The following is a 26,580-nucleotide window of genomic DNA, read 5'->3' as shown; positions in this document are numbered from 1 at the left end:
CAACATCGGATCACTTGGAGATAAGACAGCGCGGCACTGCGCGGTCAGGGTGTGATCCGTCTACAGATCGAGAATCAAGAGATTTTTGGCCCTATGGAAATGCCATGCTTCCTAAATCATAGGGTGCGCTCTCTCCCATTTGTAGCAATTCATCCAGCTTTTCGGATGAATTGGTTCCCTGATGAAAGAAAATTCTTTCGAGAAAATAAATGCATAGGAACAAAATGGCTGTAAAGCTACATACCTATTGATATTTAACTTCCCCGGGTAAGCGGGTGATATGCGGATTCCCGCAAGAACGCTGACGTTGTTCTGGCTTAGATATAAAAAAACAGGCCACGGCTCCCTCCATACCGATCCGTGCCAATGACACGACAGGCGACAGGCGACAGGACGATCCCTCAGGAAGACTCGGAGCACTTCCCTTCACGGAAGCGCAGAAGACGACGGTGTTGGAGACCTTGGCCGATCGCCCTCAGGGGTGGCTTCCGTTGCTGCTGTCAAGCAGAGGGGGGGGTGGATCGGACTTGTCCGCACCGCCAGGCGCCGGGAGCGGTCGTGAATGGCAAGAACCGAAACCTCCAGCGCTATCTCTGCCGGTGCTATTGGCGGCCGATTGCTCTGGAGCCACTCTCAAGTGGTTCCATCTCATCGCCCTGCACTCCAATCCAACACCGCGATACTGTCTGCGTGCAGCCATCGGCCGCGTAACTCTAGTGTAATTAACTGTTATCAATAATTCTTTTCGATATCTCGAATCGGACCGGTGACTTTTCCGGGTTAATCAGTTCCATCGCATATGAATACGAGTTCACCCACTTGTCTTCCTTTTACCGGCAGTTTCACGTAGGGTAACGCGTTCGCCTCAGTGAAGCCCGTTCAGCTTGGTTTGATGGCCATAGGCCCAGACTGGATCGTCGGCGGTGACGCAACCTGAGGGGGGAACCGGAAATCGAACCGATGGCGATGAACCTTTTCCCGTTCCGCAGAGGACTCAGGTTGAGATGAGATCTTCGTTCTGGTCGCTACACTTGGGCGTCGCTCCTCCCGGCTGTCGATGACTCCGCAGTGGAGGGGGCCGACCCCGTGTGAGCATCCCCGCCATTGGAGGCCGCGTTCCCATGAGTATCCCTAGACCCCTGTCGCCCGCCGCGACCGCGCCCACCCGGATTGACATTCGCGTGGACCGCTATCCCTCGACCTCCCGCATCCTGCATTGGATCATCGCCGGTCTCGTTCTCGTCACATGGCCGCTTGGTTTGGTGATCGAGTTCATCAAGCCTGATGCGGCGCCGGGCTTCTACCTGATCCATGAAAGCTTTGGCTTTCTGGTGCTTTGGCTGATGCTGCTGCGCGTCGGGAATAAGCTGATTGCGCCGGCCCCACCCGCCGAAGGGTCGGCTCTGGAACGGATCGCCGCAGCCTCGGTTCACGGTCTGCTGTACCTGTTCCTGATCGTGATGCCGATCAGCGGTTTTCTGGCGACGAACGCCCATGGCTTTCCCTTCGTCTGGTTCGGCCTTTTGCCTGTGTGGAGCCCAATCGACAAGGCCCCGGAAGTTGCCTCAGTGCTGTCCGCCATCCACGGTTGGTCCGCCTGGATACTATTCGCCCTTTTTGCGTTGCATATTGGCGCGGTGCTGTTTCATCATACCGTTAAGCGGGATCATACCCTCTATCGGATACTCTAGCGGACCGGCAGTTTCATAAAGATTCATTGGCCGGTGCACCCGGGTTTTGCTGGTGCATCACCTTTCCACATGAAGGCAGCAGCCTTCATGTGGGTTGATACTCTAGGATCAGCCATGCGGACGATCGATGTTACCGATGCGGCCTGGGGCACCCTTCTGGCCCTGCAGGAAGGATTGGCGGATCTCGAAGGCGGTGCGGATCCCGTGACCCGCGTCTATGGACCCATCGCCGGAGCCAAGGGACCCTTTGTCATCGCGCAGGTTGGTCAATCCCTTGATGGGCGGATTGCGACACCGACCGGCGATGCCCGCGATGTGTCGGGGCCGGACGGACTCGCCCACCTCCACCGCTGTCGGGCGTTGGTCGATGCCGTGATCGTTGGCGTGACCACGGTCACATCGGATGACCCGCGCCTCTCGGTGCGTATTGTCGAGGGACGAAGTCCCGTTCGCGTTGTGATCGATTGCCGGGGGGATCTGAGTGGCGGAGAGGGGATGTTCCACGATGGGGGGGCCCCGGTGATCGTGTTCCAGAGCGCCACGGCGCCCCCCAGGACGTTTGGCCAGGCAGAGGTCATTCGATTGAAGGAAGACACCTGCGGGCTCTGTACCGGTGCCATCCTGCAAGCGCTCGCCGACCGTGGACTTCAGCGGGTCCTCGTGGAAGGGGGGGCGAAGACCATCGCCCGGTTCATCGAAGCGGGCCATGTGGATCGGTTACACGTATCCGTTTCGCCGATCATCATTGGGTCCGGGCCAAGTGGGATCAACTTCTCGCCGATTGAGTTTCTGTCGGAGGCGCGCCGCCCCCTGACAGAGGTCTATAGCCTGGGTAGCGATATCCTTTTCGACTGCGATCTTCGCTCAAACCCAGTCCTTGGGCGGCAAGGCGAGCAGGTCTCGGTGGCCAACCCGACATAGGTTTTCCGGGGCCTCAATGGTGGCAAGACGGAAGGACAGCCAAGCCTCTATCTCTCCGTCCGAAAGGTCGCCAATGTCCAACAGCGGTTGGCGAAACCCCTTGAGGAAGGCGGATTGGAGCGCGGCGTGGCCGTGATCCATCTGCCAGGGGCTGTCCCCGGTGAGGACATGAAACCCCCGGTTTGTCAGAAGGTCCGTCAGGCAGTCGGTCGCATCAGGGCCGAGCGCCGGGCCAAATCCCTTGTCCCCGCGTTGATGCTGGTTGAAAGCGGCAACCACGGCGTCATCCAACGGATGGGGGCGGGACCAGGTCATGGTGCCGTCGTAATTCAGGGCCGCGTATAAGCCGCAGCCTGTCCGGGTGAGGCGGTCGATCAGGGTCTCGCAAAAGGCCCGCGAGCAGAGATCGAAGAGCGCGGAGGCGGTGACCACGGAAACCCCCTCCAGTGGAAGCTCCGCAACATCGGTCAGGTCATGGACCTGGAATCGGACTGGATGGTCCGCGCCGATGCGGTGACGGGCGTCCGTCAGCAGCAGGGGATCGTGATCGACGAGCAACCATTGGGTGCGTTCGGGCAACTGGCTGGACAAATACCGCCAGGTCGACCCGGTTCCACAGCCAATATCGACGAGAGAGGGCGCGTCGATGGGAGCCAAGGCTTGGGCCAGAGCTTCCACCAAAGCCATCTCGCGCGCCGCGTGGTCCACCGGTTCGCGGAGAGCCAGCCATGTCCCGTCAAATCCACTCACCGCAACTCCTCCATCGTTTTGGATATACATGCCGCCGTGGTCTCCCACCGGGGCAGGGCCGCACCGGCGCGCCGCGATGCCTTGGCCATGCGGCGGCGCAGGTCTGTGTCTGTCAGCAGCTGTCTGAGGGCTGCGGCAAAAGCCTGTCTGTCGTCCACAGGGACGAGGAGGCCTGCATCTTCGGCCACCACCTCTGGAATGGCTCCGGTGCGACAGGAGACGATGGGTAAGCCCTGTGATTGGGCTTCCGCGAAGACCATACCGTAGCCTTCGTACCGGCTGGCCAGCGCAAACAGATCTGCGGCGGCGAACAACGGGCGCACGCTCCCACAGTCCCCCACGAAAACAAGACGGTGGCCGAGTTCCAGATTCGTGAGCTGCTGGTGGAGGGCCTCAGTGGTCTCTGGGTGGAGGGTGGCGTTGCCAACGATGGTGGCCGTCCACGGCAGGTCCTCGACCGCCTTGAGGGCGTCAAGGAGCACATCGTGGCCTTTGCGGGGCGTCAGCGTTCCAATGGACAGGATGTGGGGCGGGTCGCCAGTGCCCGGGGAAGGGGGACCTGGATCGGTTCCCGGCAGGGCGGCGGTAATCCGCGCGGCGTCAACCCCATAGTGCGCGACGAGTTCACGGGCGGTCATGGGTGAGGTGACGACGACATGGGCGGCGAACCGCAGAGCCCGTTCCTCGGACCGCTGGACCCGCTCCCTCTCTGCCTCCCCCAGGCCGCTTTCAAGGGCCAGGGGGTGGTGGATCAGGGCGACGATGGTCAGGCGATGGGCCTCTCGCTCTGCCCAATCGTCGAGCAGACCGAAGGCGAGCCCGTCGACCATCACAAGTGCGCCATCGGACAAGGCCGAGAGACTTCGTTCGGCGGCGGCCTTCACCCCATCGGAGGGGAAGGGGAAGCCTTCGCCCAGGGGCAGGGGGTGGACAGCCCAACCAAGCTTGCCCAGTTCCGCCATGACCCTGCGGTCATAGGCATAGCCACCGGTGTTCAACCCAAGTTCGCCGGGAAAGGCGAAGGTCAGGTCTCCGCTCAAAGGTCACCCTCGTACCAGGCCCGGGCGGCATGGGATTCATGCAAGGTGATTTTCAGGCGGCAAATGCGATGACTGCCGGGGCCAAGCCGCTTGTCGGCCACCGCTGCGGCGAGTTCGTCGAAAATGTGTTTGGCGACAACCTCCGTGGTGGTCACCCGCCCTTTGAAGGTCTCGACCTCATCCAGGTTTTTGTAATTGAGGGGCTTGAGGACTTCCGCCAGCACCGTGGTCGCTGCGCCGATGTCAACGCCAAGCCCGTCCTCGTCGAGGTCCCGGGTAAAAAAAACGGCATCAACCACATAGGTGGCGCCGTGCATGCCCTGGGCAGGTCCGAAGACCGGGCGGGGAAGACTATGGGCGATCATGATGTGATCGCGGACTTCTACGGCGAACATTCTGGTTCCTTTCTTGGTAATGGTCTTTGGTAATGGGCCATGACAATAGGTCTTAATATCGGATGCGGTGGCACAGGGTGTCTGGGTTCGACAGGATCCCGGGATAGGCGTTGGCGAGGTCGGTGAAGGCGGTTTCGCCGGAAATCAAGGCGTCGAGCCGATCGTCCTGAAGCAGGTCCAGCGCCGTCTTCATGCGCCGGGCGTAGCTCCACCGGGCGCGGCGCGCGGGCGGGACCGAGCCGACCTGCGAACTGACGATCGACAGGCGGCGGGCATGAAAGGCGCCTCCCAGGGGGAGGGGGGCGACCTTGTCGCCATACCAACTCGCTTCGACAATGCGGGCTTCCTGGTCGGCATGGGCGATCGCCGTCGCGAGCGCATCCGCCGAACCACTTGCATTGATGAGTACGTCAAACAGGCCGCTGGGTTCACGTCCAGAGAAAACAATCTCCAGCGCCGAAGCCAGAATGGCCCGCGAGGGGGTCCTGTCGAGGAGGACGACATCTGTGCCGATGATCCGAGACGCAAGATAGGCCACCAGCGCGCCAACGACGCCCGCGCCAAAAACCGCGATACGGTCACCCGGCAGGATCCCGGCATCCCAGACGATGTTGAGTGCTGTTTCCATATTGGCGGCAAGAACAGCGCGCTCCGGAGGCAATCCTTCGGGCAGGACAGCGACCATGCCCTCGTCCACGAGGAATTGGTCTTGGTGGGGGTGCAGGCAGAACACGGGTCGTCCCAGCAGAGGGGCTGGGCCTTCTTCCACCCGACCAACGGCGGCATAGCCATATTTCACGGGAAAGGGGAAGTCGCCGGCCATATTGGGGCCGCGCATGCGGTCATATTCGGTGCGTGGAACCTTGCCCGTGAAGACCAATGTTTCCGTACCACGGCTGATGCCGCTGAACAGCGTGCGTACCAACATCTGCCCTTTGGTGGAAAAGGCGAGGTCCTCCCGGCGGATCTCGCACCGGCCAGGAGCGGAAAACCAAAGCGCGGACGCCACCCCTCGAGCGGGGAGAGGATCAGGGGTTTGGGTCAAAAGGTCACCTCTTTCGCAGCCCCGCCTGCTCTGGCGGGCTTCATGTCATTCCCGGAAAAATGCGTGGTCCCTGGATCATAGGCCGACAGGGGAGACCGTGACCACAGTACACGACAAGAGGTGTTTTCCCGTCACGGGGCTTTGCCCCGTCCCCCACTGGGGCCGAAAGGCCCCAGACCCCAGGTATTTATGGGCCGAAAGGCCCCAGACCCCAGGCGGTTACTGGCCGAAAGGCCCCAGGCCTCGGGCGCTTATTTGTAAAAGAAAAAAGGGGTTTAGGGACATTGGTTCCCAAATGGGCTTGGGCTATCGCCTAAAAAAGATAAGACACTATAGTGGACTATGGACTGTGATGGATGACAGGTTAAAACCATTTTTTATTTATAAGTATTATTTTTTGTTGAAGGAGGTCGAACTTTTTCACTCCCAAAGGCGTACTCAAGGACGAGATCTTGCAGGATCGCCCATGCGGTCGTGCATGGGGCCTCGTCCGTGCTGCGGGCGAGGCATACTATACTCCGTCGGTGCTTGGAGACTTTTATGGAACAGGCTGTACAAGGCGATTTTCAGTTTTCCTCGCCCACCATGGAGGTGGAGCGGGCCGTGGCGGAGCTGCGGTTTGGCCGTCCGGTGATCCTCAGGGATGGTCCCCGTCACCTTGCGGTCTTGGCCCTCGATTGTGTCGCGCCCCAGGTTTACGACCGGTTCGCGGCCTCCGTCGACAACCGGCATAGCCTGCTTCTGACCGCTGAGCGGGCCAGTCGTCTCGGTTTGCTGGCGGGGCATGATATCGCTGTCCCCATGGCCGGACTGTCCTTTGATGCAGCGTCGACCCACGCCTACGCGCTCCATGGGCCCGCGCCGGTGACCTGGCGGTTGGCGGATCCTTTGATGAGCGCCACCACGGAGTTGGCACGCTTGGCGCTGCTGCTTCCGGCCATGGTTTGCGCCGATGTCGGTGAGGTCGCATCGCGCTTTGCTGCCTGCTCCGTTCTGTCCAAAGACGGCTTGTTCGCGATCAATGGCGGGGGTCAGACCTTTACCCAGATCGCCCGCACCCGTGTTCCGCTCAAGGAGATCGGGGATGCGGATTTCGTGGTCTTTCGGGGTGGATTGGCGCAAAGGGATCAGGTTGCTATTGTTATCGGAAACCCCGACCTCCGCCGACCGGTCCCCGTGCGCATTCATTCGTCCTGCCTGACAGGGGACCTTTACGGATCCCTGAAATGCGATTGCGGGGATCAATTGAGGAATGGTCTGTCCCAACTGAAACAGGAGGGGGGCGGCGTTTTGATCTATCTGGATCAGGAAGGACGCGGTACGGGAATTGGCGCCAAAATGCGGGCCTACGGGTACCAGCACCTGGGTTTGGATACCATCGATGCCGATTCAGAACTCGGTCTGTCCAGCGACCATCGCCGCTACGAAGCCGCTGCTGCCATCCTGCGTTTGCTTGGCATGACCGAGGTCATTGCCTATACCAACAATCCGACGAAAATTGCGGCCCTGCGCGCGGGCAATATCAGGGTCGAGGGCTGGGTCCCGGTGGTCGGCACTGTGACGGCGGAAAACGTCAGCTACCTGCGGACCAAGACGGTGCGAGCCGGGCATATGTTCAACCTTGAAGCCCTTGTCGTCGAGGAGTAGGGGGTCATGGCCATGCGAGATCCCTCTCCAACGGGGACAGGACCAGTGCCTCCAAATGGAACCGGGGACGGTATCCGGCGGCGTCTGCTGACTGACGCATGCGCTTCCCTTTGCGTCGTTTTCGCCCTGGCAGTCCCTGGTTATCTGCTTGTCCGCGTGCCCTTGTCGATCGGTCTTCTGGCGATTGCGTCGGCGGCGCTGTTGCTTTTGGTGATCTTTGCCCTTGTCGTCCATGGGTTGTCGAACCACCATCACGACCGCTTCGGCTATGCCAATGTCGTCACCGCCGTTCGGGCGGCGATTGCCTGCATCCTCGGTGCGGCGGTTTTCTTTGTCGAGGACCGGCCCGCGCTGGAAGCAGGGTTGCCGACGGTGCTCGTTCTGGCCGTCGTTGCGCTGACATTCGACGGGCTGGATGGCTATCTGGCGCGACGCTTTCGCCGGGAATCAGAACTGGGGGCGCGGTTCGATATGGAAATCGACGCCCTGCTGATCCTGATCCTCTCCGCTGCGGCCTTTCGTTTGGGAAAGGCCGATGCATGGGTGCTGCTGATCGGTGTGATGCGCTATGGCTTCGTTCTCGGCCAATATGCCGTGCCGCGCCTGCGTGCGCCCCTGGCCCCGTCGTTGCGGCGCAAGGTGATCTGCGTGGTTCAGGTTGGAGGGCTCTGCGTGGTTCTTGTGCCGCTGGTTCCCCCGCCGGTTTCCACCGCCATCGCCGCCGTCGCTCTTGCGCTGCTCTCCTACTCTTTCGCAGTCGACACCCTTGATCTCCTGCGCCGACGGGATCCCTCCGCATGACCTTTCCCGCTCGCCTCGCGACGCGTTTTGGCCTCGCCCGCTCCCTGGCCATTTACTATGGCCAGCCCTGGCGCCGCCTGTCCCTGAGGCGCTTCTATCGCTCGTTGATCGCGCCGGGGGATCTCGTTTTCGATATCGGTGCCCATGTGGGAAGCCGTGCGAAGACCTTTCTGTCCTTGGGCGCGGAGGTGGTGGCGATCGAACCCCAACCGGTCTGCGCGGACCTTCTTGAGCGGCATTTTAGTCAACGCTTCACCGGTCTCGAGCGGGTTGCCGTTGGCGCCACGATGGGAGAGGTCACCCTTCGGATCTCCAGCCGCCACCCCACAGTCAGCAGCATTTCCAGCGATTTCATCGAGACCGTCAGCCATGCGCAGGGGTTTCGTTCTGTGACCTGGGATCGAGAGATCTTGGTGCCGATGACAACCCTCGACGCGTTGATCGACCGGTATGGGAAACCGGCTTTTTGCAAGATCGACGTCGAAGGGGCGGAAAGCCAAGTGCTGGCGGGGCTCAGTCAGCCCTTGCCCCTGATTGCCTTCGAGACCATTCCCGCCATGCGGTCCGACACTCAAGCAGCCCTCGCGCGCTTGATGACCCTCGGTGACTACCGGTTCAACAAGGTTGTGGGCGAGCGCCATCGCTTTGTCTGGTCCGATTGGAAGAGCGTCGACGCCTTGATGGAAGGCCTCGACGCTCCGTCTGCGGGTGAGGGATCCGGTGATATTTACGCCCGGTTGGTCGGGTGATGGCGGGCGTTCTCTGGGACCGGCTACCGATTGCGGGTGATCGTCGATTTGACGAGGAAGGCGAGGCCAATCGGGGCGACGCCAACCAAGGACAGCACCCCATAGAGCAAACTGGCCGACAAGCCTTGGGCGCTGCTGTAGCCCAAGAGGGGCCAAAGGGCCGCTGCGGCGGCCTCGCGGGTGCCCCAGCCGCCGATACCGGCGGGAATCAGCATGGTCATCAGGCAAAGCGGAATAACGGTGATGGCTGCGACGGCGGGAAGCGGAGTTCCCACGGCATCGGCGGCGATCAGGAAGGTGATCACATAGGCCGCCACGATCAGCGTACTGAGACCGACCTGTACGGCAAAGGCGCCGTCTTGCCAAAAGGCTTTGAGAAGGTGGGGGCGCATTCCTTCCATGCGGGTGGAAATCCGGGTTTTGGCCAAAGCGACCCCCAAACCCAGGATGGAGAGCAGACCGGCAAGGCAAATCCAGGCGAGGCTTGTGTATCCCTCCGGCATGTGGTCCCCCAGAAAGGCTGGCCAGGCCAGCAGCCCCAGGCCGGTCAGCAGGAAGAAAGCCAGTTGGCCCGAAAGTCGCTCCAAAAAGACGGCGGCAGCGGGCCGCTTCCATCCCCCTGCGTCGCCGGTTTTGGTGCGGTAGGCGCGGACGGCATCACCGGCCATGCCACCGGGCAATACCAAGTTCAGAAAGCTTCCCACATAGTATTCGCCCACGGCATGGGGCAATGAAATTCTGTGGTCCAGTCGGCTGGCGGTGAAGCGCCAGCGGATGGCGGATAGCACGACTTGGACTTGGACGATGAGCAGGGCCAGAAACACCTTCCCGGGCGGCACTGCGGCAAGGGAAGACAGGACCTTGGCAGTGTCGACCGCGTTAACGAGCCAAACAAGCAGAGCCAAGCAGAGAAAAACTGACAGAACACCAAACACACGCAAGGTCTCGCTCTCCCAAAAGGGCCGCAGGTAAAAACAAGAGTTCCCATAGAAAGATGGATTTCATGATGCAATTCGATCGATCCGGCAAGGGTAATATTGAAGAGATTCGAAAGATACTGGTTCCAGCATTTTTCTTCGTCGTCATTGCGTTCCTGGTTCTGGTTCTACCGGACCATCCATATGGTTTTTCATTGAATGCATTTCTGCGCTTGCCCATCGAAATACCGGTCATCGCCTTGGTTTTGGTGCTGTTGCCGCGACGGGTCGGGGGAATCGTCGCAGCGGTGGTAACCGTTGCACTTGGGACGCTCCTTTTCCTGAAAATCGCCGATATTGGTGTTCAATCCGCATTTCAGCGGCGTTTTAATCCCTATCTCGATGTCAAGATGCTCTCGGACGGTTGGAATCTGCTGTCGGGGTCCATTGGCACCTTTTCCGCCGCCCTTGTTGTCGCTGCTGCCATTGGTGGGTTCTTCCTGCTGCTCTGGCTTTGTTTCTGGCTGCAGCGCCAGTTGGCAGCGGCGACGGGACCGGCTGCAAGAGCCGCAGCGGTGGCCTTCGGCGGACTCCTGATCGTTGGCTCTGCGCTTTGGTTGTTCGGCCCCACCCTCGGCCTGGGTCGGATTGCCGACGCGAGCGCGCTCCCTTATCTCGGCCATCGGTTGACATTGGTCCAAGAGTCCATCGCGGATATGCGTCGGTTCGAAAAAGATCTTGCCGCCCAACCGAACCTCCCGCCGGCCGACTCTCTGTTTCGTGCGGTTCGCGGGCGGGACGTTGTTCTGATCTTCGTCGAATCCTATGGGCGCAGTGCGATTGAGGATCCCCGCTATGCGCCGTTGATCAGGCCGCGCCTGCGCCAGATCGAAGAGCAACTCGATGCTGCGGGCTATGCGTCGGCGAGCGGCTGGAGCTGGTCGCCCACCATGGGCGGTCTGAGTTGGCTCGCCCATAGCACCTTCCTGTCCGGCCTTTGGATCGACAGTCAGGCGCGTTATGACCGGCTGATGATCAGTGACCAGCCGAGCCTGAATAGCCTGTTCCGGCGGGCCGGGTGGCGGACCGCTGCGGTGATGCCGGCCATCACCATGGATTGGCCGGAAGCGGCCTATTTCGGTTATGACGAGACCTTCGTCGCCAAGACTCTTGGGTACAAAGGCAAGCCCTTCAATTGGGTGACCATGCCCGATCAATATACGCTTCTGGCCTTTGATCGGTTGGTCCGGCATCCGTCCAAGGCATCCGACAAACCGGTGATGGCCGAGATTGCGCTGATTTCCAGCCATGCACCATGGACGCCGGTCCCGAAACTGATCGATTGGGCGGATGTGGGGGACGGCACCGCGTTCAACGCGCAAGCCGTTAGCGGAGATCCGCCGCGTGTCGTCTGGGCGGACGACGAGCGGGTTCGGACGCAGTATATCGAGACCATTGATTACTCGCTCCAGACCCTGGGCGACTACATCGCCCATTTTGGTGAAAACGGGGTCTTCATTATCCTGGGGGACCACCAGCCCGCACCCTTGGTCACCGGACCAGATGCCTCCCGTTCCGTCCCGGTCCATATCGTCAGCCGTGACAGGGCGTTGATCGACCGCTTTCAAAAAGAAGGGTTCAGCTTGGGCATGACCCCCAGGAAGGACGCGCCTGAGCCCCGCATGGATACCATGCGAGACCGTTTGATCCGGGGCTTTGCGGTCCAGGGACCTGTACCGGTCCACGGTTTTTAAGGCATTTGGTTGATGCCCATGCCGCCAAGGCTGGTGGGGTCGATTGTTCGGCTCAAGGGGAGCCCCCAGAGGCGAGGTTGGCCCGCGTCAGGCCAAGGCCCTGTCCGCTTCAGCATCGCCTATTCTATCGGACGGCGCTCACCGTGCCTTCAAACATGTGGGGCAGGAAGAGCTGATCTCCCATGGCGCCGATGTCAGCCAATCCGGGGGCGGCGGTGCCAAGGGAGATGAGGTGTCCATCCTTCCAGGTGAAGATTTCGCCGGTCACCCAATCATTGAAAACCAGATGGTCCTTCAGATGCGCTATGCCGTCCACATTGGCCGTTTGCTCCGTTTCCGACAGGGGCGAGGGACTGCCGCCCGCCAAGGAAACACGAAAGAGGCCGCCAAGGCGGTCCGTGGTAAAATCTTTCCGGAGACCAACGCCCCAGGATCCGATGACGAGACTGTCCCCCTCGACCAACAGGCCATTGGGATAGGGGATGCGCTTGTCGCTCAGCCAAGGCAAGAAATGATCGCCCTCAAGCCGGAAGATGGTTCCTCCCAGCATGTCGGATACATAGACCCGACCCTCGGCGTCTGCGGTGACATCGTTTAGGAACTGGGCATCCGGATGGGTGAAGGTGGTGAGCTTGGCCCCGGTGGTGGCGTCGAAAACCTTGAGGTGGGTGAGATCGGAAACGTAGAGCCGCCCGTCCACCAGGGCCATACCCTTGGGCGCATCGAGACCGTCAATCCAATGCAAGGTCTGGATCGATCCGTCCATGGACAGGAGGGAGAGGAAGCCCTTGCCATCGGCGGTGGCGGCGTCCCCATCGATATTGCTGACAATGAGGCGGTTTCTATCGGGATCGGGAAGGACGGATTCCGGTTGGGCGAAGCCTTCGGCGGTCCAAAGAGTTTCCAGCGCGGATGCCGGGGAAGTCACAGAGAGGACCGTCAGGACGGTGAGACTCAGGGCCAAGGGCCGGAGGGTGGATTGGAACATGGAGATCTCCAAGACATGGGTGATGTCCTGGAAGATGCAGTATGTTATGCTGGATATGCCAATCATGCTTTATTGGTATCGATTATTGATACGATTTCGGGGAGTTTCGGATGGATCACTCGTCTCGCGGGGAGGTCTTCGACCGGCTGCGGCAAGCGATGAAGGCGCGGAAGATGACCTATCGCGCCCTTGGGGAGCGGCTGGGATTGTCCGAACCATCGGTGAAGCGCCTGTTTCAGGACAAGGATTGCAAGCTGGGACGTCTGGTGGAGATCTGTGCGGTTTTGGACATTCCCCTCGGCGCATTGCTGGACGCCGACCCTCTGACGCCGCCTCCCCCCATGGCTCTGACCCCTGAGGTGGAGGCCGCCCTGGCGGACAATGTGCCCCTCTTCCACCTGCTTCTTCTGCTGATGGAAGGCTTTTCGCCGGGGGACCTCCGAAGCCTGCTGGGGCTGACGGAAGGGGATCTGTTCCTCTATTTTCGGGATTTGGAACGCCTCGGTCTTGTGTCCCTGGAGCGGAAGGAGAGCGCCCCGCGCCTTTTGATTCCGCTTCCGATTTCCTGGAGCCGGGACGGGCCTCTGTTCGAGGAAATCAAATCCATCAATGCCCGCTATTTGCGCTGGGTTATGGATGGGTTTGGGGCCAATGATCACGCCTTCCATACCATGAGCCGACATATGCATCCGGACAGTGCCGCGAAAACCCGCGAGGAGATCGCCGAAATGGCCGATACCATCGCGCGACGGGCCCGCCGGGACCAGCTGTTGCATGCACCGGCGGATCTGGTGGGCGTGAAATGGCTGTGCGCGCTGGCTCCGGCGCCCTTTCAGTCGCTCTTGTCCGTGCCGCCCCATCCCAAGGGAAGCGCTGGTATCGAGCCTTGACCGTTCTCCTGGTGTTCGTCGATCCAGTGCGGCGGGCGAAGATAAACGCCCATATGGATCAACTGCCTGCGGCGTGAAAAACGGCCATTCCCGGTCTGCACTGAGTCAAGCTCTTCACATCTTCTCCTAAATCTGTCCCAGGGTTTTGATCTTGGCTTTGGGGTGGATTTCGTTCTGGCTCATGACCACGGTCATGGGGCGGAAGCGTTCGACGATCGAGCGCACATAGGGGCGAACCATCGGGCTGGTCAGCAGGACCGGGCTTTCCCCCTGCATGGCGAAACGCTCGAAGGTCTGGCGGGTGGCAACGATGAATTCCTGGAGCTGGCTCGGCGGCATGGAGAGTTGGCGCTCCTCGCCCTGGCCGATCAGGGATCCGGCGAAGGCGGATTCCCATTGGGGCGACAGGGTCACCAGGGGCACCACCCCATCGTCTCCCACATTGGCGTCTGATAGCTGGCGGGCCAGGCGGGTGCGCACATGTTCGGTGATGAACATGATGTTGCGTGTTGCGCCGCAGGCCTCGGAGATACCCTCCATGATGGTCGGAAGGTCGCGGATGGAGACCCGCTCCGCCAAAAGGCTTTGCAGCACCCGTTGAACACCCGAGGTGCTGATTTGGGCCGGGATCATGTCGGCGATAAGCTTCTGTTGTTCCTTGTCCAGATCGTCCAGGAGCTTCTGGGTCTCGGCGAAGGACATCAGCTCGGACATGTTGTCCTTGACCACCTCGGTGATGTGGGTGGTGATCACCGTGGGTGGATCCACCACAGTGTAGCCCCGGAACATGGCCTCTTCCCGATTTGACAGGTCGACCCAGACCGCAGGAAGGCCAAAGGTGGGTTCCTGGGTCTTTTCGCCGGGCAAGGTGATGTCCTCGCCTCGGGGATCCATGACGAGCAGCATGTTGGGGCGCAGGTCACCGGCTCCGGCCTCCACCTCCTTGATGAAGATCTTGTAGGTATTGGCTGCGAGCTGCATGTTGTCCTGGATGCGAACGGGCGGCATGATGAAGCCCATATCCGTGGCCAAGGCCCGGCGCAGGGCCTTGATTTGGTCCGTTAGCCGCTGGTTTTGCGCACTGTTGATCAGCGCAAGCAGGCCGTAACCCAGTTCCAGGCGGACAAGATCGATCTTCAGGGCTGTGGAGATGGGTTCCTCCGACACCGGCATATCCTGAGCCGCCATTTGCTCGTCCTGCTCGGCTTTTAACCGCGTCACCTCGGCGTTGCGGTGTTGGAGCCACCAGGCTGCGCCGCCACTCAGGCCCGCAAGCAGCAGGAAGGGGAGCATGGGCGTTCCGGGCAGGATCGCAAGTGCGCCCGCAAGGAACGAGCTCATGCCCAACGCCTTGGGATAGGCGGTGAACTGGTCCACCAAGGCGCTTTCCGCAGAGGTGGTCAGGCCTCCCTTGGAGACCATAACGCCAGCGGCGATGGAGATGATCAGCGCGGGGATCTGGCTGACCAAGCCGTCGCCCACGGTCAACATGGTGTAGGTGTTCGCGGCTTCGTTGAAGGTCAAGTTATTCTGGGCCATGCCGATGATCATGCCGCCAATGACGTTGATGGCGGTGATGATCAAGCCAGCCACCGCGTCGCCCCGGACGAACTTGGACGCACCGTCCATGGCGCCAAAAAAGTCGGCTTCCTTCTGCATGTCCTCGCGGCGTTGGCGGGCCTGGGTTTCGTCGATCAAGCCCGAGGACAGGTCCGCGTCGATGGCCATTTGCTTGCCGGGCATGGCGTCCAAGGTGAAACGGGCGGTTACTTCGGCGATCCGGGTCGCACCCTTGGTGATGACCATGAAGTTCACCAGGACAAGGATGGCGAAAACAATGACGCCAATCACGAAATTGCCGCCCATGATGAAGCCGCCAAAGGCGCGGATCACTTGGCCAGCCGCCGACGGACCTTCGTGCCCGTTGGCCAGAATCAGGCGGGTCGATGCCAGATTGAGCGCCAGACGCATCATGGTCGAGATCAGCAGAACCATGGGAAAGGTATTGAATTCCAGGGCCTTGCGGATGAAGACAACGGTCATCAGAATCAACACCGCCAGGGTCAACGACAGGGCCAACATGATATCCAGCAACCAGGGCGGCATGGGCAGGATCAGGACCACCAGAATCAGCACCAGCCCCATGGGCAGGCCCAATTCCCCCGTTGTCACCAATTCCCGGAAGCGTGTTCCGAAGGCGCCCAGAAGCATGCCTCCACCCGCACTTCCCGGGGAGGAGCCATCGGGCGGGGGCAGACGGCGGGGACCTTGTTCCTCAGCCATGGATCTAGCGCTCCGCTCTGTGGGGGGAAGTCATGGGGACGGGTCTTCCTCTGTGGGACATCAGAACGTTTGGACCTCTCCTGCGCCCGGAGAGGGCACAGAGAGACCTTCGTCCGTGTACTGCTTCAGCTTGTTTCGCAGGGTTCGAATGGAAATCCCCAGGATATTCGCCGCATGGGTACGGTTGCCCAGGGTGTGTTTCAGGGTGTCGATAATCAGATCCCGCTCCACGTCGGCCACGGTCCGTCCGACCAAACCGGCTGCTGTGGCCTGAGTTTCTCCCGTCTCCCCTCCTTTACGGGACTCAGCGCCCGCGCCCGGGGCGCCCTGGCTTCCGGTCAGCATGATCGCGTCCGGTCCGATTTCGTCGCCCGTGGCCAGCAGGACGGCCCGATGGATGGTGTTTTCCAATTCCCGCACGTTACCCCGCCAACCATGACCCCGCAGGACGGTTCGGGCCGTGTTGGACAGGGGGCGGTTGGGGATGCCGTTCTGGTCGGCGAACCGCCGGGCAAAATGGTCGGCCAAGTGCTCAATGTCGGCAGGCCGCCGCCGTAAGGGGGGAAGAGACAGGGTGATCACGTTCAGACGGTAATACAGATCCTCACGGAAGGTGCCTTTCCGGACCTCGGCATCTAAATCCCGGTTGGATGTGGCGAGGATGCGGACGTCCACCTTCACCGGGTTCTTGCCGCCCACCCGGTCGATTTCCCGTTCCTGAAGGACACGCAACAGTTTCGCCTGAAGGCGCACGTCCATCTCGCTGACTTCGTCCAGCAGCAAGGTGCCGCCGTTGGCCTCTTCGAATTTGCCCAGGCGCCGGGCGACGGCACCGGTGAAAGCCCCTTTTTCGTGGCCGAAGAGTTCGGATTCCAGCAGGTTTTCCGGGATGGCAGCGCAGTTTACGGCGATGAACCGGCCATTGGCCCGTCGGCTTTTGCGGTGGATATGGCGGGCGATGATTTCCTTGCCGGTTCCCGATTCTCCGGTGATGAGCACGCTGGCGTCCGCTGGGGCCACCTGTTCGGCCAGACGCACCATGGCCCCCATGGCGGGATCCTTGTAGACCAGGGCGTGGCTTTCCTCGGTCACCGCCTCCAGTACGGCGGCGATCAGTTCCGGATCCGGTGGAAGGGGGATGAACTCCCGGGCGCCAGCCTTGATGGCCCGGACCGCTGCTTGGGTGTCGGTTCCAATGCCATAGGCGACGACGGGGGTGATCATGCGTTCATTGGTCATGCCTGCGATCAGCCGGTTCACGTCCAGGCGCACGTCAATCATCACCAGATCGGCCCCTTTGCCATCCCGCAGGAAGGTCATGGCTTGGTCTATGCCTGCCACCTGGGTGACCTTGGCGCCCCGGTCCATGGCCATGCGGCTGGCTTCACCCACATGGCCGTCCAGAGAACCGACGATCAACAAACGCATCACTTGCACCTCCCAAAATGCTGTACGTCTTCGCTTCCCAGATCGAAGCGAGGATGAGGGAGGACCGGCTTTCCGTCCCCACTGGGGCTCGACCCGGCCCCCTGAAAAATGGTGCCACCTTATCCGTAATAGTCCACCCGTTGGGCCGGCGGGAGGGCACTGTTCAACAACATCTCCAGGCGCCTTGGGTTTTCCTTGCGCGCCACCGACAGCACGCCAACCATGTAGATGCGGCGGACAAGGGTATCATCCGCCCCATTGCGATCCAGTTTTCCGGCCAGGGGCAAAAAAACAACGTTGCCCAGAATGGCACCGTAGAAGGTCGTGAGTAGGGCCACAGCCATACTGGGACCGATGGTGGTGGGATCATCCAGGTTCCCCAGCATTTGCACAAGGCCGATCAGGGTGCCGATCAACCCCATCGCCGGGGCCACTTCCGCAGCCCGACGCAGCACCGAGGACGCCCGGGAGAGGCGTTGCTGGGTGGCATGGATATCCTGGGCCAGGATGGCTTCCACATCCGGTTCTGGCAGGCCATCCACCACCAGGGCGATGCCCTTTTGCAGGAAGGGGTCATCCTTCAGGCTGTTCAGGACTTGACCCTGGAACTTCAGCACCCCGTGCTTCCTGGCGAAATCGGCCAGCGCCAGGATCTTCAGGGCCGCAACCCTGGGCCCGGGGCCGCCGTCACGCAGGGCTGAGGCCACCATGGCGAAGGTCACTCCCACGTCCTTGACGGTGAAGGAGGCCAAGGTAACCATCACCGTTCCCAGGCCCACCACGAGGACGGCGGGAAGGTCGAGGAAGGCTTCCGGCGACCCGCCCAGGACAAGGGCGATGAGGATCAGGGCCAGCGCCCCGCCAATGCCCAACAAGGTAGCCATGTCAGGGAGGCTCCGGCGAGTTGGCAGGTCTTCCATGTCTCGGCCGTCGGCCATGGTTGATGACGCTCCTGGATCGGAAGAAGGAGGGGACCGGTGACGGAAATCGACAGCGATTTGCGGAGAAGCAAAGGGAGGGGAGACCGCGCCAGAAGGCTCTCTTCTGTCCGCGACGTGCCCTTAGGACCAGGAGGTCAGTTCCGGTCCGATTTGATGATTTCTGTCATGGTGACGCCCAGGCGATCCTCGACAACCACGACCTCGCCGCGGGCGACCAGGCGGTTGTTGACGTAGATGTCGATGGCTTCACCCACTTTCCTGTCCAATTCGACCACGGCACCACGGCCCAGTTTCAGCAGCTGATTGACCTGCATATGGGCCTTGCCGAGCACCGCAGAGACCTGGACCGGAATATCATACACGGCTTCCAGATCTGCTGCTGAGCGGGGCTTGTCTGGAATTTCGGGCGGCGCGAAGTCATCGCTCATCCCGTCGTTTTCTTCCCTTCCGTGGTTGGGGTCTTGCAGGTCGGTCAGATTGAAATCCTCGTCTGCCATGGCGTGCTTCCCTTTCTTATCTCGGACATCACCGAATTGGTTTTGCCTGGAGTGAAATGGGATCAGCTGGATGCAAGCTTGTCCCGTTTCACTCTAGCTTACTGGGTATCGTCGTCTTGGCCAATGTCAGGTCCGTTTTCCAGGGACCCGTCTTCCTGGTCAAGGTCGTCAAGAGAGGACCTTTCCGGTGCGGCCCTCTGGTCGGACGCGGCGGTTTCCGTCCCCTTTTCCGTTCGGGAGACAGGGGTCGGGCCGTTCACATGGTGGTCGATCAAGGCTTCGATCTCTGCCCATTGGCGACCGGTATCCCGCTCCATGCCCCCTTCGCCCCAATCCACCCGGCAGTCGGCGGTGGATATGCGGGTGTCGGGGGTGATCAAAACCCGACCCTCGTAACCGCTTTGGGCGATCACCGGATCCAGGCGCAGACGCAGCATGTCCGTCACATCCGGATGGACACGGACCACCAAACGGGGCTCGTCCAGGACGCTGGGGAGGAGATCGGCAAGCAGGGCTGTGATTTCCGGTATGGCATTTTCCTCCGCTGTCGCGGGCAGGACCTTGCGGCAGATAAACTGGACCAGACGGGCGGCATCCCGGGCAAGGGCGTCCACGGCGATCTGATGGCTGTCCCGGAGACTGTCCAGACGTCGGGCGACCTCGTCCAGGGCGAGGGCGGTCATGCGTTCGGTTGCCATGCTGGCTTCGTTCAGGGCGGAGGTATGGCCACCGATATACCCCTCTTCCCGGGCCGCTTCCATCTGGGCTGTCGTGAACATGGGCGGCGGCGGCGGGGGGGGCTCTTCCGGTTCCGGTTCGGCGGATTGTTCTGACGAGGCGGTGGCGGTGTCCTCCTCCTCCTCGTCTTCTCCGAATCCGTCGGCCCGGTCGAAACGCCGGTCGAACAGGAATTTCTGGATATCGCCCATCCCGATCCGGCCCTAGTACACCAACTCGTCGTCTTCCTTGCCTTCGGAGATGACAATCTGGCCGCTGCTGGCCAGCTCCTTGGCCAGGGATACGATCGAGTTTTGGGCTTCGTCGACTTCCCGCAGCCGGACCGGCCCCATGGCATCCATGTCTTCGCGCAGCATTTTTCCTGCGCGTTCGGACATATTGCCGAAGAACATTTCCTTGATGCTGTCCGACGCACCTTTCAGACCCAGGGCCAGCTTGTCCTTTTCCACGTGGCGCAGCAGGGTCTGGACGCCCTGGGCATCGATACGGCTCAGGTCCTCGAAGGTGAACATGAGCTGCTTGATCTTCTCTGCGGACTCGCGGTTGCGCTCTTCCAGGGCGGTCAGGAAGCGGCTTTCCGTGTTGCGATCCAGGTTGTTGAAGATGTCGGCCATCATCTCGTGGGCATCCCGGCGCGCCGTGCGTGCCAGATTGGACATGAACTCGGTCCTCAGGGTCTTTTCCACGCCATCGAGCACTTCTTTCTGCACCGCTTCCATGTGGAGCATGCGCATGATCACTTCCATGGCGAAGTTTTCAGGCAGCAGTCCCAGGACACGCGACGCATGATCGGCCTTGATCTTGGACAGAACCACCGCCACGGTCTGGGGATATTCGTTCTTCAGGTAGTTGGCCAGCACCTGCTCGTTCACATTGCCCAGCTTGTCCCACATGGTGCGACCGGCCGGACCACGGATTTCCTCCATGATGATATCGACGCGATCTTTGGGCAGGGAGCGCATCAGCAACCGTTCGGTGGTGTCGTAGGATCCCACCAGAGAGCCAGTGTTGGAAATGGCGTCCGCGAAATCCACGAACAGCCGTTCCACCAACGAGGAGCCAATTGTGCCCAGGTTCGCCATGATCTGGGACAACTCGCGGATTTCCTCGTCATCCATCATGCTGAACAGCTTGGCGGAGTGGTCCTCGCCCAGGGATAGCATCATGATGGCGGCCTTTTGGGGGCCGGTCAGGCTGCGATAGTCTTCCTTAATGCGTGACACGGTTTCGTGCTCCCCGTCGACAAGGGCGGATAGGCGGCGTCAGGAATAGCATGGATAAGGCTAAGGGATCATTGTCCATTTATCCTCAGCTTTCCTGATACAGCCAATTGCGAATGATGGACAGGGCTTCTTCTGGATGCTTGTCGACGATTTCGCCGATCTTACGCAGGCTGGATGCCTTCACCCGACCTTCCACCTTGTCGATGTCGATCAATTCTTCGGCGTCGTCAAGGTCGTCGGGCACACCCATCATGCCAGCGGGCATGGGCACACCGCCCGGGCCGGTCAGTTGGGGGGTGCCTCCCATCTCGGCAGTAAGCAGACCGCCGCCAGATTGGTCCGCGCCCGAGGGCAGGTTCTCGAAGGCACGGGTCACCAGGGGACGGACCACCAGAAGGATCACCAGGATGGCGACGATCGCCACGCCAAGCCCTTCGGCCATGCGCATGATCTCTTCCTTGGTGAACCCCGCGAATTGCCAGGTATCCTCCGGTGGGAACAACTCGTCGCTGTCGACGAATCGCATGTTCACCACCTCCACCTGGTCTCCCCGGGTGGAATCGAACCCCATGGCCGAGCGGACCAGGGCGTTGATCTTGTCCATCTCCTCCTTCGAGCGGGGCGCCCATGTCTTGGCGCCGTTGGCATCGGTGGTGGTGACCCCATCGACCATGACGGCGACGGACAGGCGACGCACTTCCCCAGCTTCCTTCACCTGGTTCGTGACCACCTTGGTGATTTCGTAGTTCACCGTCTCCTCGGTCCGGTTTTCCTGGGTGGTGGAGGTGGGGGCGCCGTTATTGGTATTGAGGGAGCCGGCAGGCAGGTTTTGGGCGACGGAAACACTTTCGACGGCGTCCGAAGTCTTGTTGGCTTCATCGATGGTGGTCGAGGACCGCAACACTTGGCCATCGGGGTCGTAGGTTTCCTTGTTGGTGACCGTGCGGTTGAAGTCCATTTCCGCCACGACTTCCGCCCGGACCTTACCGAGGCCAACGGTGCGTTCCAGCAGGGTCTCGATGGAGCGGGCGAGGCGCCGTTCCTCGGACTTGCGCAATTCCTCCTGCGTGGCTTGAGCCATGGCGCCCCCTTCTTCGACGCCTTTGGTCAGCAGGTTACCCCGTTCATCGATAATGGAGACCTGGGATGGCACCATACTGGGGACCGATGCGGCAATCAGGTTCTGGATGGCGATCACCTGACCGGGTTGAAGGCGGCGGCCCCGCATGCGGACCACGACGGAGGCCGAGGGCGAGACTTGTTCCCGGGTGAAGGGCTCGCGCCGGGGCATCACCAGATGAACCCGGGCGCCTTCCACTCCGTCAATGGAACGGATGGTGCGTGACAATTCCCCTTCCAGGGCACGGACCATATTAATGTTCTGTGTGAACTGGGTGGCGCCCAGGGCCGAGGTGTTGTCGAACAGCTCGTAGCCCACCGTGGCGCCCGTTGGCATGGCCAGTTCGGCCATTTGCACGCGCAGTTTCAGGACTTGGTCGGAGGGGACAAGAATGGACTTCCCGTTATCAGCCATCTGATAGGGGATGTTTTTCTCTTCCAACTGGCTGATGATTCCGTTGGCGTCGCTGGGGGCGAGGTCGCCGTACAGCAGATCCATCTGCCCTGACGAGAACTGCGAGGCGAAGTACAGGATCATGCCGATGACGGCGATGCCCGCCCCGGCGACGGCCGCCAGCCGGACTGGTCCCAAGTTTCGCAGTGTCTGAACGAAGTTGTTCACTGTGGCCCACCCATTCGATTGGCTCGGCGCGCGGAAATCATCGGTGTGATCTGGATCCGCTCGCCCTGGCTTTTCCCCAAAATGGAGTCCGGCCTGTTCAAGGAGTTAACTAAAACACTAAGGCCGTCGCGATGAAAAGACTCTTAACGCCCGGCAATATTTGCCCAGCGTTGCGACTCCCATTCTACGACTTGCCCGTTTCCAGGGCCAGACACAGGGAGGGCACAAAGCCCCGGAATGGCAGCATCTCTTTTTAGAGACTCTATAATAGACAGTCGCCATTGTCCCTGGATTGATACACCAGTTAGACATTGAACAGAAAATGACGAGCCATGGATATCTCCAAGTCGTGCGGTATGTCGATCTGAAATTTGGTCTCCGGATGGCGCCGCTTGGCAAGGAAACGATCCGGGAAAGAAAGCCAACCCCCGATCAATGACCGTGGCCAGTGTCGCGAAAAAGGACTGACGACCGGGCTTATCGCTTGATGCTCAGCAATTCGGTCAGCATGTCGTCGGCGGTGGTGATGATCTTGGCAGAGGCCGAATAGGCCCGCTGGGTGGTGATCATATTCGTGAATTCGGTGCCCAGATCGACGGTCGAGGCTTCCAAGGTCGCTTGGTTCACCCTGCCCGATCCGGCTTCACCGGCTTCCCGCACCGTTGGCAGACCGGAGTTTGTTGTCTCCTGGAAGACGTTGCCGGTCAGGGATTCCATGCCGTTGGGTCACCAGGGTCTTGAAGTTCACCTTGGTGCCCTTGTAACCCACCGTATTCACGTTGGTGACGTTGTCGGCGATCGCGCCCATGGCGCTGGATTGGGCTTGAAGGCCGGAGACGCCTGAGAAAAGCGCACCATAAAGAGACATTGGTCGACTCCTTTTCGTCGTCGCCCGGTTGCATTTCCCCAAGAACTCAGAAATCTCTTTCTCTTTGCAGGAACACAGGGACTTTAATCGCTTCGAAGGGAAAAAAGGCCCCGGCCAATGGCCGGGGCGAGTTTTGCGAAAAAGGACTGACGACCGGGCTTATCGCTTGATGCTCAGCAATTCGGTCAGCATGTCGTCGGCGGTGGTGATGATCTTGGCAGAGGCCGAATAGGCCCGCTGGGTGGTGATCATATTCGTGAATTCGGTGCCCAGATCGACGGTCGAGGCTTCCAAGGTCGCTTGGTTCACCGTGCCCGATCCGGCTTCACCGGCTTCCCGCACCGTTGGCAGACCGGAGTTTGTTGTCTCCTGGAAGACGTTGCCGGTCAGGGATTCCATGCCGTTGGGGTTCACGAAGGTGGCGATGGGGATCATGAAAATCGGTGTGGTGACACCGTTGTCGAACAAGGCGGTCACCACACCGTCCTCGCCAATGGACAGGCCCGCAAAGTTGCCGAACTTGTTGCCGTTTTGGCTGATGTAGTTCAACTGATACTTTCCGGCCAACTGGGTGAAGCCGTCCTTGGAGTTGTAGTTGCCCCAGAACTGGCTGATCGCGGCGCTACCCGGAGGAGCGGCGCTTCCGTCCATGTTCAGGGCCCCCGTGGCCCAGCCAAGCCGGATCTGGCTGCGGGGATCGCTGGCGGCGGTTTCGTCCGACCCGAAGAACTTGGTGGGCTTGCCGTCACCACTGAAGGTCATCGCATAGTTCTTGGAGGCTGCCGTGTTGGTCCAGCGCACCGCAGAATCCAGGGCGGGTACATCATAGGCCACGGTTTGCAGGACCGCAGCGTTGTTGGAGCTGTCGGTCAGGCTGGAGGCATCCACGGCGATGGAATTGGTCGTATCGGCGTTACGGAAGACGATGCCGTTTTCACCGGCTACGCGCCCTCCCCAGGAGGCAGGAGAGCTGTTGGTCACCGGAAGGTCTTTGAATGCCATGGCCATGGCCGTGTTGACTTGAAGACCCAATTGGTCGAGGACCTGGCTCAGGGATTTTCCTGTGGTGTCAATGGCAAAGGTGTTGGTGGTGGTCGCGACCCGTGAATTGGTGAAGGACGTGGCGGAACCGGCAGTGATGGGCAAACTGCTGGTCAGGACTCCGGCGGCCGCCGTAACGTAGGTGCCGGGACCACGGACTTTGTCGAAGTAGGCTTCCGCCGTATCGGCGACCGCGTTGGCCACCGCAGCTGTATCGCCTGCGGTTATGGCTGAAATATCCACCTGCGTTTCGTCGGCGGGCGTGCCGTTTACCAGGGTGAAGGTTGCCCCATCGATCGTAATGGTGTCGTTCGGGGCATAGGTGGCTTGAACCGTTGACGTGTTGTTGCTTACGCCATCATCGAGTTGATTTTGGTTACCGCCGCCTGCGTTGAAGCCAAAGGTATAGTTGGTGCCACCGATATCCATTGTGAAACTGGTGCCATTTTTCGGTATGGCGGTGAAGTCGAGGCGCCCGGCGGAGAAATAGGTGCGGTGGTTGGTGGTTTGGTCGTCGATGGTGGCATAGGTGGACCCCTCGGGCGGGGTCACTTCCACATCCCAGGCATTCTGATCCCGCTTCACCCAGGTGTAGACCAGGTTATGGGAACTGCCCAGGCTATCGAAAATCAGGGCGTTGGTCTTGGATGTCGCCCCGATAGCAGCGTCCTTGGGCAGGTTGGCGCCCATGGTCAAGGTGGAGGTCGCCCGCGCCGTGCCACCGATGGTGTTCAGGTTCAGGGCCTGCATGTTGGTTGCGTCCACGGCGTTGGGGTTGATGTAGTATGTGTCCCCACTCACGTTCTTATAGGACTTCTGGTAGGTATTGCCGTTGATGTCGACGGTCGATGCCGAGGCGGTCCCGTCCCAGTTGTCCAGGGGCCAGCCCTGCATATAGTAGCCGGCCGTATTCTGCAGATAGCCGTCCTTGTCGATTTTGAACGACCCCGCACGGGTATAGGCGTAGCCTTCGGGGTTCTCGGCCTGACCGGAGACGACGAAGAAGCCGGAGCCGGAGATGCCCACGTCGGTGGCCGATGTGGTTGCCTGCAACAGACCCTGGACGTCAACGCCGGTCCGGGGGGCAGACTGCACGCCACCCGGCGAATATTGGGTGAGGGAGGTCTGCTGGGTCACCAGGGTCTTGAAGTTCACCTTGGTGCCCTTGTAACCCACCGTATTGACGTTGGTGACGTTGTCGGCGATCGCGCCCATGGCGCTGGATTGGGCTTGAAGGCCGGAGACGCCTGAGAAAAGCGCACCATAAAGAGACATTGGTCGACTCCTTTTTCGCATAGGCGCCCGGTTGTTTTCCGCAGGTCGCCGGTCTTTACGCACGCCCCCAGGGGGCGGCGGAATGGGGCGGACGGCGAGGGGGAGCCCCGCTGTCCGATCTAGGGCTTAGGTGGTCGAGGTATCGTCCTCGGTAGAGCTGTCACCGGATGCCGTGTCACCCGACGTGTCATCGCCTGTCGAGGTTCCGTCTCCCGCTGTTGGGTCCGTCAAAGATGTCGTTGTGTCGTCTACGGGAAGGGTGTTGAACACACCCAGGACCTTTGTCAGGTCGGCGCTCATGCCACCCAGGCCGAGAAGGGTTCCTCCCGCGCCATCGGATGCAAGGCCGGTGACTTTGCCAAGGGCGGTGGAGTAGGTGTTCACTTCCCCATCCTTCTTGGATGTGGCGGTAATGACGATCTTGTAAGCCCCGTCTTCCAACTGCTTGCCATAGCTGTCCTTGCCGTCCCAGGAGATCTTGTGGAGACCTGCCGTGTTTTCTCCCGAGAAGGCACGGACCACATTGTCCTTGCTGTCGTAGAGCGCAACGGTGACGGTGTCCGCGTCGCTTTCAAGGCCGTAGGTGAAGACCGACTTGCCTTCCTGCAACGATGCGTAGCTGCTTTCCACTTCCACATATTTGTCCAGATAGCTGACGGCCTGGGCGGAGGCGTTGTTCCCCAAGACGCCGAGCATGTCTTCCAGGTTCGTATTCATGTTGATCTGTTGTTCCACCTGAGCGAACTGAACCAACTGATTGGTGAACTCGGTGCTGTCCATGGGGGACAAGGGGTCCTGGTTCTTCATCTGTGAGGTCAGCAAGGTCAGGAAGGTGTCCAGATCCTTCGCCAACTTGTTGCGGCTTGCTGCGGATTGTGTAACCGGGGAGCCGTTGGAGGCTGCTGCTGCGGCGGCGCTGTCCACCATCGTTTTCGTCCTTTATCGTCGTCGCTCTGG

At 60.6% G+C, this 26,580-nt stretch carries 24 protein-coding genes; 7 read left to right on the top strand and 17 right to left on the bottom strand.

Translation table 11 applies throughout. The annotated features are described in order from the left end of the window. The first annotated feature begins 1,121 nt into the window (after positions 1 to 1,121). Both ACLIRY_RS21960 and ACLIRY_RS21955 read left to right on the top strand, forming a co-directional pair. On the top strand, positions 1,122 to 1,691 hold the full coding sequence (locus tag ACLIRY_RS21960) for a cytochrome b (RefSeq protein WP_413207565.1): 570 nt from the start codon (positions 1,122 to 1,124) through the stop codon (positions 1,689 to 1,691). Positions 1,692 to 1,805: 114 nt separating this feature from the next. Next, the gene (locus ACLIRY_RS21955; RefSeq protein ID WP_413207564.1) at positions 1,806 to 2,612 is read left to right on the top strand and encodes a RibD family protein; all 807 of its coding nucleotides are present in this window, start codon (positions 1,806 to 1,808) and stop codon (positions 2,610 to 2,612) included. Here ACLIRY_RS21955 and ACLIRY_RS21950 read toward each other — a convergent pair. From ACLIRY_RS21950 to ACLIRY_RS21935, 4 genes are read right to left on the bottom strand one after another with little or no spacing between them, the layout of a single operon-like run. Continuing rightward, on the bottom strand, positions 2,556 to 3,362 hold the full coding sequence (locus ACLIRY_RS21950) for a class I SAM-dependent methyltransferase (RefSeq protein WP_413207563.1): 807 nt from the start codon (positions 3,360 to 3,362) through the stop codon (positions 2,556 to 2,558). The two genes, ACLIRY_RS21955 and ACLIRY_RS21950, sit on opposite strands and share 57 nt — an antisense overlap. Continuing rightward, positions 3,359 to 4,402 carry a glycosyltransferase family 4 protein gene (locus tag ACLIRY_RS21945; RefSeq protein WP_413207562.1) on the bottom strand — a complete coding sequence of 348 codons (1,044 nt, stop codon included), beginning with the start codon at positions 4,400 to 4,402 and terminating at the stop codon, positions 3,359 to 3,361. The genes ACLIRY_RS21950 and ACLIRY_RS21945 overlap by 4 nt, the downstream gene beginning before the upstream one ends. Further along, positions 4,399 to 4,797 carry a 6-pyruvoyl trahydropterin synthase family protein gene (locus tag ACLIRY_RS21940; protein WP_413207561.1) on the bottom strand — a complete coding sequence of 133 codons (399 nt, stop codon included), beginning with the start codon at positions 4,795 to 4,797 and terminating at the stop codon, positions 4,399 to 4,401. The genes ACLIRY_RS21945 and ACLIRY_RS21940 overlap by 4 nt, the downstream gene beginning before the upstream one ends. A 52-nt stretch (positions 4,798 to 4,849) precedes the next feature. Beyond that, positions 4,850 to 5,725, bottom strand: a complete 876-nt coding sequence (locus ACLIRY_RS21935; protein WP_413207560.1) for a zinc-dependent alcohol dehydrogenase — start codon at positions 5,723 to 5,725, stop codon at positions 4,850 to 4,852. Between the two features lie 657 nt (positions 5,726 to 6,382). Here ACLIRY_RS21935 and ribA point away from each other — a divergent pair. The 3 genes from ribA to ACLIRY_RS21920 are packed head-to-tail and all read left to right on the top strand — an operon-like array spanning position 6,383 to position 9,039. After that, positions 6,383 to 7,489, top strand: a complete 1,107-nt coding sequence (ribA, locus tag ACLIRY_RS21930) for a GTP cyclohydrolase II RibA (protein ID WP_413207559.1) — start codon at positions 6,383 to 6,385, stop codon at positions 7,487 to 7,489. A gap of 6 nt (positions 7,490 to 7,495) precedes the next feature. Continuing rightward, entirely contained in the window at positions 7,496 to 8,290 is a 795-nt protein-coding gene (locus ACLIRY_RS21925) for a CDP-alcohol phosphatidyltransferase family protein (RefSeq protein WP_413207558.1), read from the top strand. Continuing rightward, complete coding sequence (locus ACLIRY_RS21920) at positions 8,287 to 9,039, top strand: FkbM family methyltransferase (protein WP_413207557.1); 753 nt, start codon at positions 8,287 to 8,289, stop codon at positions 9,037 to 9,039. The genes ACLIRY_RS21925 and ACLIRY_RS21920 overlap by 4 nt, the downstream gene beginning before the upstream one ends. Positions 9,040 to 9,062: 23 nt before the next feature. Here ACLIRY_RS21920 and ACLIRY_RS21915 read toward each other — a convergent pair whose 3' ends face one another. Then, positions 9,063 to 9,974 (bottom strand): lysylphosphatidylglycerol synthase transmembrane domain-containing protein, encoded by a 912-nt coding sequence (locus tag ACLIRY_RS21915; RefSeq protein WP_413207566.1) that lies wholly within the window; start codon positions 9,972 to 9,974, stop codon positions 9,063 to 9,065. A gap of 215 nt (positions 9,975 to 10,189) precedes the next feature. Between ACLIRY_RS21915 and ACLIRY_RS21910 the strand changes: the two genes are divergently transcribed. Beyond that, positions 10,190 to 11,710, top strand: a complete 1,521-nt coding sequence (locus ACLIRY_RS21910) for a sulfatase-like hydrolase/transferase (RefSeq protein WP_413207556.1) — start codon at positions 10,190 to 10,192, stop codon at positions 11,708 to 11,710. Between the two features lie 124 nt (positions 11,711 to 11,834). Here the strand turns inward: ACLIRY_RS21910 and ACLIRY_RS21905 are convergent, their stop codons facing one another. Beyond that, entirely contained in the window at positions 11,835 to 12,764 is a 930-nt protein-coding gene (locus ACLIRY_RS21905; protein WP_413207555.1) for an SMP-30/gluconolactonase/LRE family protein, read from the bottom strand. Positions 12,765 to 12,808: 44 nt separating this feature from the next. On the opposite strand from ACLIRY_RS21905, the gene ACLIRY_RS21900 reads away from it, so the two are divergent. Continuing rightward, entirely contained in the window at positions 12,809 to 13,588 is a 780-nt protein-coding gene (locus ACLIRY_RS21900) for a helix-turn-helix domain-containing protein (RefSeq protein ID WP_413207554.1), read from the top strand. A gap of 126 nt (positions 13,589 to 13,714) precedes the next feature. Here ACLIRY_RS21900 and flhA read toward each other — a convergent pair whose 3' ends face one another. The 11 genes from flhA to ACLIRY_RS21845 all read right to left on the bottom strand — a co-directional run bounded on the left by flhA (position 13,715) and on the right by ACLIRY_RS21845 (position 26,550). Next, a complete protein-coding gene (flhA, locus tag ACLIRY_RS21895; protein WP_413207553.1) occupies positions 13,715 to 15,871 on the bottom strand; it encodes a flagellar biosynthesis protein FlhA in 2,157 nt (718 codons plus the stop codon). 60 nt (positions 15,872 to 15,931) lie between these two features. Next, complete coding sequence (locus ACLIRY_RS21890; protein ID WP_413207552.1) at positions 15,932 to 17,299, bottom strand: sigma-54-dependent transcriptional regulator; 1,368 nt, start codon at positions 17,297 to 17,299, stop codon at positions 15,932 to 15,934. A gap of 119 nt (positions 17,300 to 17,418) precedes the next feature. Further along, on the bottom strand, positions 17,419 to 18,237 hold the full coding sequence (locus tag ACLIRY_RS21885; RefSeq protein ID WP_413207551.1) for a motility protein A: 819 nt from the start codon (positions 18,235 to 18,237) through the stop codon (positions 17,419 to 17,421). A 137-nt stretch (positions 18,238 to 18,374) separates the two neighbouring features. Then, a complete protein-coding gene (gene fliN, locus ACLIRY_RS21880; RefSeq protein WP_413207550.1) occupies positions 18,375 to 18,737 on the bottom strand; it encodes a flagellar motor switch protein FliN in 363 nt (120 codons plus the stop codon). 98 nt (positions 18,738 to 18,835) lie between these two features. Next, positions 18,836 to 19,666 carry a flagellar assembly protein FliH gene (locus ACLIRY_RS21875; protein ID WP_413207549.1) on the bottom strand — a complete coding sequence of 277 codons (831 nt, stop codon included), beginning with the start codon at positions 19,664 to 19,666 and terminating at the stop codon, positions 18,836 to 18,838. A 12-nt stretch (positions 19,667 to 19,678) separates the two neighbouring features. Further along, entirely contained in the window at positions 19,679 to 20,698 is a 1,020-nt protein-coding gene (fliG, locus tag ACLIRY_RS21870) for a flagellar motor switch protein FliG (protein ID WP_413207548.1), read from the bottom strand. An 85-nt stretch (positions 20,699 to 20,783) separates the two neighbouring features. Further along, positions 20,784 to 22,439 carry a flagellar basal-body MS-ring/collar protein FliF gene (fliF, locus tag ACLIRY_RS21865; protein WP_413207547.1) on the bottom strand — a complete coding sequence of 552 codons (1,656 nt, stop codon included), beginning with the start codon at positions 22,437 to 22,439 and terminating at the stop codon, positions 20,784 to 20,786. 477 nt (positions 22,440 to 22,916) lie between these two features. After that, positions 22,917 to 23,156: a flagellar basal body rod C-terminal domain-containing protein gene (locus ACLIRY_RS21860; RefSeq protein ID WP_413207546.1), complete on the bottom strand. Its 240-nt coding sequence runs from the start codon at positions 23,154 to 23,156 to the stop codon at positions 22,917 to 22,919. Continuing rightward, positions 23,083 to 23,307 (bottom strand): flagellar basal body protein, encoded by a 225-nt coding sequence (locus ACLIRY_RS21855; RefSeq protein WP_413207545.1) that lies wholly within the window; start codon positions 23,305 to 23,307, stop codon positions 23,083 to 23,085. The genes ACLIRY_RS21860 and ACLIRY_RS21855 overlap by 74 nt, the downstream gene beginning before the upstream one ends. A 159-nt stretch (positions 23,308 to 23,466) precedes the next feature. Continuing rightward, positions 23,467 to 25,623, bottom strand: a complete 2,157-nt coding sequence (locus ACLIRY_RS21850; RefSeq protein WP_413207544.1) for a flagellar hook-basal body complex protein — start codon at positions 25,621 to 25,623, stop codon at positions 23,467 to 23,469. A 126-nt stretch (positions 25,624 to 25,749) separates the two neighbouring features. Then, positions 25,750 to 26,550: a flagellar hook assembly protein FlgD gene (locus ACLIRY_RS21845; protein ID WP_413207543.1), complete on the bottom strand. Its 801-nt coding sequence runs from the start codon at positions 26,548 to 26,550 to the stop codon at positions 25,750 to 25,752. Between the last annotated feature and the right edge of the window lie 30 nt (positions 26,551 to 26,580).

It is taken from the genome of Rhodospirillum sp. A1_3_36 (genome assembly GCF_047263945.1).
Lineage (GTDB): Bacteria > Pseudomonadota > Alphaproteobacteria > Rhodospirillales > Rhodospirillaceae > Rhodospirillum.
The sequence above is the reverse complement of the archived record's forward strand: the minus strand, read 5'-3'. Positions and strand labels throughout refer to the sequence as shown.